The organism is Aeromonas veronii (assembly GCA_041319085.1).
Lineage (GTDB): Bacteria > Pseudomonadota > Gammaproteobacteria > Enterobacterales > Aeromonadaceae > Aeromonas > Aeromonas veronii_F.
Window position 1 is genome coordinate 1,853,266 of record CP101033.1, and the last position, 11,797, is coordinate 1,865,062.

The window sequence follows — 11,797 nt, forward strand, 5'->3', positions numbered from 1 at the left end:
AGATGCTAATGCGCCGGCTCAGCCCTATCAGGCAGCGTCATCTCGCCGTGCGGGAGCCTGCCGACCATGGCGCCACCCGGCACCATTGCAGCATTATCAGAGGAGAACAGAATGAGCCAGCAGTTTAACGTAGCGGTATTGGGTGCCAGCGGCGCCGTGGGTCAGGCGATGATCGAGATCCTGGAAGAGCGCGAATTTCCGGTAGCGACCCTCTATCCGCTGGCTTCCAGCCGCAGTGCCGGTGATTCCGTGCGCTTTGGCGGCAAGAACCTCGAAATCCTCGATGTGGAGGAGTTTGACTGGAGCCAGGTGCAGATCGCGCTGTTCTCCGCCGGTGCCGAGGTCTCTGCCAAGTGGGCACCGATTGCTGCCGAGCACGGCTGCATCGTCATCGACAACACCTCCTGCTTCCGTTACGACGAAGATATCCCGCTGGTGATCCCGGAAGTGAACCCGGATGCGCTGGCCGATTTTCGTAATCGCAACATCATCGCCAACCCCAACTGCTCCACCATCCAGATGCTGGTGGCGCTGAAGCCTTTGCATGATGAGGTAGGTATTGCCCGCATCAACGTGGCGACCTATCAGTCCGTCTCCGGCTCGGGCAAAGAGGGGGTCAGCGAGCTGGCGGGGCAGACCGCTCATCTGCTCAACGGTCGTCCGGTGGAACCGACCCTCTATCCGCAACAGATCGCCTTTAACCTGATCCCGCAGATCGACAGCTTCACTGACAACGGCTACACCCGCGAAGAGATGAAGATGGTATGGGAAACCCAGAAGATCCTGGGGGATGCCAGCATCGCCGTGAACCCGACTTGCGTACGGGTGCCGGTCTTCTACGGCCACGCCGAGGCGGTACATGTCGAACTGCACCAGCCGCTCGATGCCGAACAGGTCAAGGATCTGTTGCGCAATGCGCCAGGCGTGACCCTGTTTGATGACGAAGGGGACTATCCGACCCCGGTGCGCGATGCAACCGGCAAGGATGAGGTGCTGGTGGGTCGGGTGCGCCAGGATATTTCTCACCCGAGTGGTATCAATATGTGGATCGTGGCCGATAACGTTCGTAAGGGCGCGGCAACCAACAGTGTACAGATTGCCGAGCTGCTGGTTCGCGACTATCTGTAAGGCTGGTCAGATGCCACCGATGCGCAGCAGGAAGTGCTGCGTATCCGGCCTGTGATCCGAATTGTGATAAATCGGGGGTGTGACCCATGCCGCACTCCGCCACTTCAAGATTCTTTCGCGATATCAACTGATTAAGTTTTTTCCTACACTCAGGGGCAAGTTGGGTGCTAAATGTGTCGGACTGCTGGCTTGCTAGGCGAGCCTGATTTATATTGAACCGACTTTTTGGGGTAACTATCCAGATTTTTCAATGTGATAGGGCCGTCATACGAAGGAACGAATATGGGACATTCCCGCATAACATTGGCAACGCTACTCGCATTGGGTCTGCTGGGCACCGTCCAGGCAGAAGACACGGTGCGGGAGCCTTTTTTTGTCGAGCTAAAAGGCCCTGACGAACCTGCACCTCCCGCCGTCACTTCCCAGCCGTTGGCGCAACCTGTCGCCAGACCCGTGGCGCAACCGGTGCGTGCAACCGCCCAGCCGGTGCGTCAGGTCACGGCCAATGCCGGTAGCTATGGCCCTGTTCGTCCGACCGATACCCTCTGGAGCCTGGCGAGCAAATATCGCCCCTCCAATCGGGTCAGCGTCTACCAGACCATGGTGGCGATCTACGAGAAAAACCCCCGCAGTTTTGCCGATGGCAATATCAACCACATTCTGGTGGGGTCACGCATTCTGCTGCCGACCGTGGCCGAGGCGAGCGTTATCACCGATGCCCAGGCACGCGCCAGGTTCCGCAGCGACAACGCCAGCTGGAAGGGGTTAAGCCCCAAATATCTGGCTGACAAGCAGGCCCACACCGTCAAACCGGCTGCCGCCAAACCCGCGAAGCCCGCGAAGGTTGAGGCTGCCAAGACCGAGCCGGTGAAGGCTGCGCCTGCGCCGCTGCCAGTGGCGAAAGCCGCACCCATTGCCGCGCCTGTTGTGGCACCGCAGCCGGCGGCTGAAACCAAAGACGTGGCCAAGGTGGGTGAGCCTGCGCCGAAAGAGGCGGTGGCGCCAGCTCCGGCGCCGAGCGCCGCAGAAGGCACCACTCCCGTGCCTTTGCCTTCCGATCTGGATAAACCGGTGGGCAAACCGGCCACCGAGATGGCGCTGGCACTTGAAGATGCCAATGCCCAGCTCGGCCAGGTGACCGAAATGAACCATAGGCTTAAGCTGCGTCTGCAATCTCTGACCGAAGAGGTGGAGACCCTCAAGGCCCAGTTGCAGGATCAGACTGCGCTGCAAAAAGAGATTGCCGAGCTCAAAGCCCAACCGGTCCCGCCGGTGGCAGCCGCGCCTGAACCTGAAAAAAACTGGTTGATGGATCTGCTCGCCTCGCCGCTCAACCTCGCCATGATAATCTTGCTACCGGTGCTGCTGGTATTGGCGCTGGTGACCCTGTGGCTCCGGGCCCGTGCTCGCCGCGAGCTGGAAGAGCAGGAGAAGAGCCTCTCCGAATCCACCGCCATGATGATGGATCAGGGACAGAGCGAGTTTGATGATCTGCTGAGCGTTGATGTAACCGACAACGAGCCGGTGCGCCCGGTGCCGGATCTCAACACCCCCGATGGCTTTATGCCGGTGGCGCCGAGCAAGCCGGACGTGGATCTGGTGTTCAGCGACGGTGGCGAGATGGATCTGCAAGGCTTCGAGCCTGAGCGGATGGCGGCCCAGCCAGTCAGTCGTGACCCGGATCTGGTGCCGGATCTTGATCTCTCGCTGGATGAGCCCATTGCCCTTGCCCACGAGCCTGCCCTGGATCTGGCCAGCGAGTTCAACCCCAAGCCCAAGGCCGCTGATGAAGTCATGAGCGAAGAGGAGCTGCAGGCAGCCCTGTTTGCCGAGCTGGATGCGGATCTCTCTGCCGACCTCGAGCCCGATTTGAGCACCATTCACGGTGTGGGTGCCGCTCACGACGATCTGGCCAGCTTCGATCTCGGCGATTTCGACAATGCCCTCGACGAGCCCGCTGCGGGCAAAGATGACAATGCCATTGATCTCAGTGCTGCAGACGGTGCCGATGAGAGTGCTGATGCGATGCTGGCAGAGTTGGGTCTTGAGCCTGTCAAGGCGAAGAAAGCCGAGCTGGATCTGGAGTGGGATCCCAACGAGCTGGCGCTCTCCGAATTCGAAGATGCGTTCGCCGAGGTGGAGTCTCATCCGGCAAACGTTCAGCCCCGTGAGCAAGCGCAGGAGAGTGGCTATGTCGAGATCGACAAGTTGCTGGCCGATGCGAATGCCACCGCACCTGAGCAGGAGCCTTATCAGGGCTTCTCGCTGGATGTGGGGCTCGATGGCTTCCCCGAGGTGCTGCCGGAATCCACCGGGTTTGACGTGGATGCTGACGACGGCGGTGTGGGGGCCAAGTTGGATCTGGCCCGAGCCTACCTCGAGATTGACGATAAGGATAGCGCCCGCGAGCTGCTGCAAGAGGCGGCGGAGCAGGGCAGCGATCACCAGCGCGCCGAAGCCGAGAAGTTGCTCAAGCGGTTGGGCTAAGTTTTCCTATCAAGGGATCAACAAAGCGGGGGCAGCCAGTGGCTGCCCTCTTCTTTTGGCGAGTTGCGATGGTGCGAGCATGGCCGCGCAGGCTGGCTATCCGAGCCCATTGCGCGCGTGGTGGGACTTTTCGGGCTGAGCGCGTATAATCCGCCCCGTTTCTTTCACCGCGTTTTCACAACAAGACAAGTTTATCCATGCGAATTGCCCTAGGTATTGAATATGACGGCAGCCGTTATTTCGGCTGGCAGCGTCAGCGTGAAGTGATCAGCGTGCAGGCTGAACTGGAGACGGCGCTGAGCCGGATCGCCAACCACCCTGTCTCCATCCAGTGTGCCGGACGCACCGATGCCGGTGTCCATGCGACCGGCCAGGTGATCCACTTCGATACTGAGGCGAACCGCGCCGAAGGGGCCTGGACCCTGGGGCTCAATTCCAACCTGCCGCCGGATATCGCCGTGCGCTGGGTCAAGCAGGTGGACGAGCGCTTCCACGCCCGCTTCAGCGCCACCGCCCGTCGCTACCGTTATGTCATCTACAACCACAACTACCGGCCGGCGATCCTCGGCAGTGGTGTCAGCCACTACCACGAGACCATCGATGCCGAGCTGATGCACCAAGCGGGCCAGGGCCTGCTGGGGGAGCACGACTTCAGCACCTTCCGTGCCGTCGCCTGCCAATCCAACACCCCGTGGCGCAATGTGACCCATCTGTGTGTCAGCCGCTCCGGCCCCTACATCGTGCTCGACATCAAGGCCAATGCCTTCCTGCACCATATGGTGCGCAACATCACCGGCTCTCTGCTGCTGGTGGGGCAGGGGCTCAAGCCAGTGGAGTGGATTGCCGAAGTACTGGCCGCCCGGGATCGCAATCTGGCCGGGCCGACTGCCAAGGCCGGTGGCCTCTATCTGGTCGACGTGGATTACCCGGCCGAGTTTGCTCTGCCGCAGTTGCCGCTCGGCCCGCTGTGGCTGCCGGACTCGGCACCGGGTACGACCAGTTTTTAGTAACTGCGCCCGAAAAATTGTGGTTTAATGACCCGTCATTTGTTGCCATCGAGCTAGTAAGTCATTGAACAATCTAGGCTCGATGCGTTTTGTCAGGCACAAAAGCATTAAGGAATTCCATGAGCTGGCTTGAGAAGATTCTTCCCAAGAGCAAGATAACTGCGCCCCGTCGTCACAACATTCCGGAAGGGGTGTGGACCAAGTGCAGTGCTTGTGAACAGGTGCTCTACCGGGCAGAGTTGGAGCGCAACCTCGAAGTGTGCCCCAAGTGTGATCATCATATGCGCATCAGCGCCCGCGCCCGTCTCGAGAGCTTCCTCGATGAGCAGGGTCGTACCGAGATCGGTGCCGAGCTGGAGCCGCAGGATGTACTGAAATTCAAGGATTCCAAGCGCTACAAGGATCGTTTGTCCGCCGCTCAGAAAGAGACGGCCGAGAAAGATGCGCTGGTGGTGATGAAAGGGACCCTCAAAGGGGTACCGGTTGTCGCCTGTTCGTTCGAATTCTCCTTCATGGGGGGCTCCATGGCCTCCGTGGTCGGTGCTCGCTTCGTGCGTGCCGTCGAGGAGTGCATCAAGGAAGGCCGTGGTCTGGTCTGCTTCTCCACCTCTGGTGGTGCTCGCATGCAGGAAGCGCTGTTCTCCCTGATGCAGATGGCCAAGACCAGTGCGGCGCTGGACAGACTCACCAAGGCGGGCCTGCCCTATATCTCCGTGCTGACCGACCCTACCATGGGTGGTGTCTCCGCCAGTCTGGCGATGCTAGGTGACATCAACGTGGGCGAGCCCAAGGCGCTGATCGGCTTTGCCGGCCCACGCGTTATCGAGCAGACCGTGCGTGAGAAACTGCCGGAAGGCTTCCAGCGCTCCGAGTTCCTGCTGGAGAAGGGTGCCATCGATCTCATCATCGATCGCCGCGACATGCGTAACCGTCTGGCCAGCCTGCTCGCCAAAATGCTGAATACTCACGTCATCGAAGAGTGAAGATGAGTTCAAACATGCAACAATCCCAAAGCCGGTCGCTGGTCGACTGGCTTTCTTATTTGGAGCAGATCCACCCGGTCAATATCGACATGGGGCTGGATCGGGTCGGTGCCGTTGCCCGGCGTATGGGCCTTACCCAACTGCCGTTCAAGGTGATCACGGTGGCGGGCACCAACGGCAAGGGCTCAAGCTGTGCCATGGCGGCCAGCATTCTGATGGCTGCAGGCTACCAGGTCGGCGTCTACTCCTCTCCCCATCTGCTGCGCTTTACCGAGCGGGTGCGGGTCAATGGGCAAGAGCTGCCCGACAGTGACCACTGCGCCGCCTTTGCCGAGGTGGAAGCGGCACGCGGCGAGATAGCGCTCACCTTCTTCGAGTTCGCCACCCTGGCCGGTTTGTGGCTCTTCTGCCGCGCCGCACCGGATGTGCTGCTGCTGGAAGTAGGCTTGGGCGGTCGGCTCGACGCCACCAATGTGGTGGAGTCCGATGTGGCGATGATCACCTCCATTGCCCTCGATCACTGCGACTGGCTGGGGGATACCCGCGAGGCGGTAGCGGTGGAGAAGGCCGGGGTCTATCGCGCCAGCAAACCCGCCATCAGCGGCGAGCCCAACCCGCCTGCGACTATCGCCAGCGAAGCGGCGCGCCTCGGCGCTTCGCTGCGTCAGGTCGGTATCGATTTTCGTGGCGATGAGCACGAGACCAGTTGGGATTATCACGGCCTCAACCAGTGGCGCGACCTGCCCAAACCGGCGCTGCCGCTGATGAATGCGGTGACCGTGCTGGCGGCGCTGGAATCCCTCGGCTTGCCGCTGCCGGAGTCTGCCATCCGTGACGGGTTGGCCAACGCCCGGCTGGCTGGCCGGATGCAGCAACTGCAAAGTGTGCCGCTGGTGATCGTCGATGTGGCCCACAATCCCCACTCGGCAGCCTATCTGGCAGCTCAGTTGCGTACAATGCCCTGCGCAGGTGTGCGCCGCGCCGTGGTCGGCATGCTCAAAGACAAGGACATGGCGGGATCGCTGGCCGAACTCGATGGCCTGATTGGCGAGTGGTATCTGGCCAGTCTGACCGGCCCGCGCGCCGCCACCGCTGCGCAGCTGGCTGCGGCGCTGGGGGAGGGCAAGGGGCCAGCCAGGGCGTTTGGTGATGTCAGCGCCGCTTATCAGGCAGCGTTGGCCGCATCGAGTCCGGACGATATGGTCATTGTGTTTGGTTCGTTTTACACTGTCGCCGATATTCTGGCGGGTGTTGCTTCCTAGGCTGCACCCTTGCTCCCCTGCCTGCAGCAGGGGAGTCAAATCGTGTACTGAGTTAGGTAAAGGTAGGATTCAACTTGGCTTCGAAGTTTCAAAACCGTCTGGTGGGCACCGTCATCCTGGTGGCCCTGGTTGTTATTTTCCTGCCGGACTTGCTGGATGGTCACAAGCTGGCGCAAAAGGAGGAGGCCTTTGCCAAGATCCCGCTGCGCCCCGAGCTGGAGCCTGCCAAGCCTGCGCTGCAGGTCTCGGCCGCCAGCACCTTGCCATCCGAGCATCTGGCCAGCCAGCAACAGGCTTCTGCGGCCCAGCAGTGGCAAGTGGAAGAGGTGGCTGATCCCATGACCCTCGCCAGTCCGGGCAACGGGGCGCAGTCGGCGACAACTCCTGCCGCACCGGCACCGCAAACTGCACCGGTCCATTCACAACCGAATGCACAACCCAAACCACAACCCAGACCACAGCCCGCGCCGCAAACCAAGCCGGAAGTGGTAGCCAAAAAACCGGTCGAGCCGCCCAAGCCAGTACCCAAGCCCGCACCAGCCAAACCGGTTGATGTCGCCAAGGCACCCGCGCCGGTCAAACCGCAGGTGGGTCAGATCAAGTCCCTCGATGATCTGATTGAAAGCAAGCTGACCCAGCCGGCCACACCCGCGCCCGCTGCCGCGCCAGCGCAGGGCAGCTGGATCCTTCAGCTTGGCGCCTTCAAGAATGTCGACAGCGTCAACGCGCTGGTGAGCAAGCTGCGGGCGGCGGGCTACTCTGCCCACACCTCGCCGCGCTCACCGGTGCAGGGCCAGCTCAACCGGGTCTTTATCGGGCCGGATGTCTCCAAGGCCAAGCTGCAGGGAATGCAGGGGCGGATCTCCCAGATGACGGGCCTCAGTGGCTCGGTGGTCTCTTACAATCCATAACGGTGTTGGCTATGACGTTCTGACACAAACACCGCGCCCCGTGCGCGGTGTTTTTTTATCTGGAGGTCGAGATTTTCAAGGGCGGCGCCGCGTAGGCACCTGGTTGGGATTTTCGGACAGTTGGGGTAGTCTGAGGTCTTCTACTACTCACAGGAGTTCAAGATGATCCTCTCGACGACCCCCACGCTGGAAGGCAAAACCATTAGTGAATACCGCGGCATCGTAGTTGGCGAAGCCATCCTCGGCGCCAACATTTTCAAGGATCTCTTTGCCGGGATCCGCGACATCATCGGTGGCCGCTCTGGCGCCTATGAAAAAGAGCTGGCCCGTGCCCGTGAGATCGCCTTCGACGAGCTGAAAGAGCGTGCCGCCGCCCTGGGTGCCAATGCGGTGGTCGGTATCGATATCGACTACGAGGTGGTGGGGCAAAACGGCAGCATGCTGATGGTCAGTATCAGCGGCACCGCCGTGGTGGTCTGATATCCCGTCGCAAGCTGTTTTGGCTAAAGCCGATAACCGGGTTGTCGGCTTAATGTGATGGTCAGCCTGACCCACAGCCCAGCAGGCTACGCTTGCTGGGCTGTTTCTTTTCTACTTCAGGAGAGCATCATGCCAACTATCACACTCTTTGGACTCGACATCGGCAAGCACTCCTTTCATCTCATCGGACAGGATGCCAACGGCCCCCCCCTTCAAACGCCAGTTCACTCGTTCCAGCCTCATTCAATACCTCGCCCAGCACCCCGTCTGTCGCAGTGTGATGGAAGCCTGCTGTGGTCCACACTGGCTATGCTCAGGCCGTGTGCGACAGGTTACGGGGCGACCAGATAGAGGTCCCGGCTATAGACGATGTCTTGCGGGTTCTCATAGGGATAACCCTTGACGAACGGCTTGAGCAGTCGCGATTTGACGTAGAAGTAGAGCGGCGCGATAGGGGCGTCAGCCTCGATCAATGCTTCTGCCTGCTGGTAGAGCTGATTGCGTTCGGCCGCATCCTGCGAGTCGTGGGCCTTGGCCAGCAGGGCATCGTACTCCTTGTTGAACCACTTGCCGCTGTTGGCGCTGCTGCTGGAGGTCAGGATATCGAGGAAGGTGGAGGCATCGTTATAGTCCCCGTTCCAGGAGTAGCGGCTCACCCCGAAATCCCCCTCGTTGAGGGTAGAGACCATGGTCTTCCACTCCATGTTGTTGAGGGTGGCGCTGACCCCCAGGTTATGTTTCCACATGGAGGAGACGGCCAGCGCGATCTTTTTATGGCTCTCGTTGGTGTTGTAGAGGATATCCACGCTGAGCGGTTTGTCCGGGCCATAACCAGCTTCGGCCAACAGCGCTTTGGCCTGCTTGATCCGCTCCTCTTTGCTCTGCTGCTGACTGGCCGGTTTTTTCAGGTCAAAACCATCGACACTCGGCGGGGTCAGGCTGAAGGCGGGCAGTTGCCCTTGTCCCAGGATCTTGTCGGTGATGGTCTCCCGGTCGAGGGCCAGCGAGAGCGCCTTGCGCACTTTCGGATCATCGAACGGTTTGCGGTTCACGTTGAACACATAGTAATAGGTGGCGAGCATGGGGGCGCTGACCAGATCTTGCGGGCTCTGGCTCTTGATGTGCTTGTACTGCTCCAGCGGGTAGGTGGTGTAGTGCAGCTCGCCGGTGCGGTAGCGGTTGTAGGCGGCGGTTTCGGAGACGATCTCCAGATAGACCACCTTATTCAGGACGGTGTGCTGGTTGTCCCAGTAGTGGGTATTGCGCTCGGCACTCAGCCGCTCATTGGGGGTCCACTCCTTGAGTACAAAGGCACCGTTGGAGACGATATTGCCCGGTTTGACCCAATCCTTACCGAATTTTTCAATGGTGGCCTTGGGGGCCGGGAAGGTGGTGTAGTGAGCCAGCATCTTCAGGAAGAAGGGGACCGGATTTTTCAGGGTGACCTGCAGAGTATGGTCATCCAGTGCCTTGACTCCCAGCGCGTCCGGGCTCTTCTTGCCCTGGATCACCTCACTGGCATTGGTGATACCCATCAATTCGATAAACCAGGCGTAGTTGGAGGCGGTCTTGGGATCGGCTGCCCGTTGCCAGCCGTAGACATAATCGGCGGCGGTGACCGGTTCACCGTTAGACCATTTGGCCTCGGGCCTTAGCTTGAAGGTGTAGACGGTACCGGTCTTGTCGACCTCGTAGCTGACAGCGCCTGCGGGCTGGGTCTTGCCCTTGCCATCCAGTACGTAGAGCCCTTCAAACAGATCGTTGACGATCTCGCTACCGGCACTCTCTTCCACCAGCTGGGGGTCGATGGTGGTGGGCTCGGTGCCGATATTGGTCACATAGATTTGTTGGGCATCCGGCAGCAGCTTGGTACCGGCAGGCACCTGGGCAGCCCAGGCGGGAAGGGCAAACAGTCCGGCAACCATGCCGGCAATGAGAGTCTTGTTCATTGATAATCCTTGAGTTTTATTTGCTTCCAAAGCGAAATCAGTGTGCTGGATTAGCGAGCGGATCTCAAGAGACAATGGCTGTGCCATGAGCAGGCCCATCAGACTCCATTTTAAATGGCCCAGGGCCAGTCAGGTCATGGCTTGCAGCAGGTTATTGCCACGAATTAAGGTGCAAAAGGTTATCGAATGAAACCATTAAAAAAGCGACTTTTACCATAAAGTCAGGCAAAACAGCTTATTTATTAGGCCGCTTAATTCGCTGCAAAAACAAAAAACAGACGTTACATTAGGTTACAAATCAAGGCCGCCGGTGATCGGCATTTTTTTTGCCGACACCTGCAAACGTTTTCAATGCCAACGGATGCGATCTAAAGGAACAAAAATGCGAAACATGATCACCATGGGTGAGTTCATCGTCAAAAAGCAGGCGGATTATCCAACCGCGACCGGCGAGCTGACCTCGCTGCTCAGCTCGATCCGCCTTGCTGCCAAGGTGGTAAACCGGGAGATCAACAAGGCGGGACTGGCGGACATCATCGGTTCCATGGGCGCTGAAAACGTACAGGGCGAAGTGCAGCAGAAGCTGGATGTTTACGCCAATGAACGCTTCAAGGCGGCGCTGGAAGCGCGCGGCGAGGTGTGCGGCATGGCTTCCGAAGAGGAGGAGGATTTTGTCTCCTTCGATTCCGAGCTCTCCCGTCACTCTAAGTACGTGGTATTGATCGACCCCCTCGATGGCTCATCCAATATCGACGTCAACGTTTCCGTCGGGACCATCTTCTCCATCTACCGCCGGGTCAGCAAGCCGGGCACCGGTGTCACCCTGGAGGACTTCCTGCAGCCGGGCAACCGTCAGGTCGCCGCCGGCTATGTGGTCTACGGCTCCTCGACTATGCTGGTCTACACCACCGGCTTTGGCGTCAATGGCTTTACCTACGATCCTTCCATCGGCTGCTTCTGTCTCTCCCATGAGAACATCCGTATTCCGGAAGAGGGCAAGATCTACTCCATCAACGAGGGTAACTACATCAAGTTCCCGGACGGGGTGAAGAAGTACCTCAAATATTGCCAAGAGCGTGACGAGGCGACCCACAGACCTTACACCTCACGTTATATCGGCTCCCTGGTCTCCGATTTCCATCGCAACCTGCTCAAGGGCGGCATCTACATCTATCCGTCCGGCACCAACTCGCCGAACGGCAAGCTGCGCCTGCTCTATGAGTGCAACCCGATGGCGTTTCTGGTGGAGCAGGCCGGTGGCAAGGCTTCCGACGGCTTTGGCCGGATCATGGATATCCAGCCCACCGCGCTGCACCAGCGTACCCCTTACTTCGTTGGCTCGACCAAGATGGTGGAGCGCGCCGAGGCCTTTATGCGTGAATTCTCCGCCCATGAGGATCCAGCCAACCAGGGCTGATCGTCAGAGGTGTAGGTTGGTGCTGAGCGCAGCGAAGCCCAACATTTACCGGCGCGATTCCCTCTCCCCCCTAGGATAGGGCAGGGTGAGGGGAATGGTTTTCACTGCCCCCCTCATCCCCGGCTCTTCTCCCACAAGGGGAGAAGGGCGACGCTAGTCACCAGCCAACATAA

9 protein-coding genes and 1 pseudogene are annotated in these 11,797 nt (G+C 59.6%); 9 read left to right on the forward strand and 1 reads right to left on the reverse strand.

Going from position 1 to position 11,797, the window contains the following annotated elements; translation table 11 throughout:
* Window positions 1-111 precede the first annotated feature (111 nt).
* From NMD14_08905 to NMD14_08940, 8 genes and pseudogenes are all read left to right on the forward strand, one after another.
* Window positions 112-1,128, forward strand: coding sequence for an aspartate-semialdehyde dehydrogenase (locus NMD14_08905; GenBank protein XEI34478.1), 1,017 nt, complete (start codon window positions 112-114; stop codon window positions 1,126-1,128).
* 282 nt (window positions 1,129-1,410) lie between these two features.
* Entirely contained in the window at window positions 1,411-3,615 is a 2,205-nt protein-coding gene (locus NMD14_08910; GenBank protein XEI34479.1) for a pilus assembly protein FimV, read from the forward strand.
* A 197-nt stretch (window positions 3,616-3,812) separates the two neighbouring features.
* On the forward strand, window positions 3,813-4,622 hold the full coding sequence (truA, locus tag NMD14_08915; protein XEI34480.1) for a tRNA pseudouridine(38-40) synthase TruA: 810 nt from the start codon (window positions 3,813-3,815) through the stop codon (window positions 4,620-4,622).
* A gap of 119 nt (window positions 4,623-4,741) precedes the next feature.
* Entirely contained in the window at window positions 4,742-5,605 is an 864-nt protein-coding gene (accD, locus tag NMD14_08920; GenBank protein XEI34481.1) for an acetyl-CoA carboxylase, carboxyltransferase subunit beta, read from the forward strand.
* 2 nt (window positions 5,606-5,607) lie between these two features.
* Window positions 5,608-6,867 carry a bifunctional tetrahydrofolate synthase/dihydrofolate synthase gene (gene folC, locus NMD14_08925; GenBank protein XEI34482.1) on the forward strand — a complete coding sequence of 420 codons (1,260 nt, stop codon included), beginning with the start codon at window positions 5,608-5,610 and terminating at the stop codon, window positions 6,865-6,867.
* A gap of 74 nt (window positions 6,868-6,941) precedes the next feature.
* A complete protein-coding gene (dedD, locus tag NMD14_08930) occupies window positions 6,942-7,778 on the forward strand; it encodes a cell division protein DedD (GenBank protein ID XEI34483.1) in 837 nt (278 codons plus the stop codon).
* Window positions 7,779-7,940: 162 nt separating this feature from the next.
* Window positions 7,941-8,258, forward strand: coding sequence for a heavy metal-binding domain-containing protein (locus tag NMD14_08935; protein ID XEI34484.1), 318 nt, complete (start codon window positions 7,941-7,943; stop codon window positions 8,256-8,258).
* A gap of 129 nt (window positions 8,259-8,387) precedes the next feature.
* Window positions 8,388-8,568: pseudogene (locus NMD14_08940) on the forward strand (IS110 family transposase).
* 22 nt (window positions 8,569-8,590) lie between these two features.
* Here the strand turns inward: NMD14_08940 and NMD14_08945 are convergent.
* Window positions 8,591-10,207, reverse strand: coding sequence for a peptide ABC transporter substrate-binding protein (locus NMD14_08945; protein ID XEI34485.1), 1,617 nt, complete (start codon window positions 10,205-10,207; stop codon window positions 8,591-8,593).
* A 382-nt stretch (window positions 10,208-10,589) separates the two neighbouring features.
* On the opposite strand from NMD14_08945, the gene fbp reads away from it, so the two are divergent.
* Window positions 10,590-11,624, forward strand: a complete 1,035-nt coding sequence (gene fbp / locus NMD14_08950) for a class 1 fructose-bisphosphatase (protein ID XEI34486.1) — start codon at window positions 10,590-10,592, stop codon at window positions 11,622-11,624.
* The last annotated feature ends 173 nt before the right edge of the window (window positions 11,625-11,797 follow it).

Excerpts from the sequence above, each read along its gene's own strand:
- NMD14_08945 (XEI34485.1), bottom strand. The coding sequence starts at position 10,207 with ATGAACAAGACTCTCATTGCCGGCATGGTTGCCGGACTGTTTGCCCTT.
- NMD14_08910 (XEI34479.1), top strand. The coding sequence starts at position 1,411 with ATGGGACATTCCCGCATAACATTGGCAACGCTACTCGCATTGGGTCTG.
- NMD14_08905 (XEI34478.1), top strand. The coding sequence starts at position 112 with ATGAGCCAGCAGTTTAACGTAGCGGTATTGGGTGCCAGCGGCGCCGTG.
- truA (XEI34480.1), top strand. The coding sequence starts at position 3,813 with ATGCGAATTGCCCTAGGTATTGAATATGACGGCAGCCGTTATTTCGGC.
- accD (XEI34481.1), top strand. The coding sequence starts at position 4,742 with ATGAGCTGGCTTGAGAAGATTCTTCCCAAGAGCAAGATAACTGCGCCC.
- folC (XEI34482.1), top strand. The coding sequence starts at position 5,608 with ATGAGTTCAAACATGCAACAATCCCAAAGCCGGTCGCTGGTCGACTGG.
- NMD14_08935 (XEI34484.1), top strand. The coding sequence starts at position 7,941 with ATGATCCTCTCGACGACCCCCACGCTGGAAGGCAAAACCATTAGTGAA.
- fbp (XEI34486.1), top strand. The coding sequence starts at position 10,590 with ATGCGAAACATGATCACCATGGGTGAGTTCATCGTCAAAAAGCAGGCG.